Genomic DNA, 306 nt, shown 5'->3' with positions numbered 1-306 from the left:
AGATGTGTATAAGAGACAGAGGCATGATTGTTTTGTTTATCCTTTTCTTATTCCTATTTGCCCATTCAAAAATGCTGGATGTGCCCTTTGTAAAACAGCGGGACCATTTTTGTGGTCCCGCATCCCTAAGTTCTGTCCTTAGCTTCTATGGCATCCCCGTTCCCCAAGAGAGAATAGCGGAAGAGACCTACGACCCAAGATTAAAAGGTGCTCTCATAACTGACCTTGAAAAGTATGTAAAGTCTCAGGGATTTAGGGCAGAAGTCAAGCAAGGGAGTCTGCAGGAAATTAAAACCTTCGTAGACA

Annotated in this window: 1 protein-coding gene; it reads left to right on the top strand. The window is 43.1% G+C overall.

The window, feature by feature from the left end:
- Nucleotides 1-23 precede the first annotated feature (23 nt).
- The coding region (locus tag N2201_07555; protein MCX7786054.1) for a C39 family peptidase at nt 24-306 on the top strand (283 nt) is incomplete at its 3' end.

This window comes from candidate division WOR-3 bacterium (genome assembly GCA_026418155.1).
Taxonomy (GTDB): domain Bacteria; phylum Hydrothermota; class Tepidihabitantia; order Tepidihabitantales; family CAIPLT01; genus JAOABV01.
Note: the sequence above shows the minus strand (reverse complement) of the source record. Positions and strands in the feature narration are given on the sequence as shown.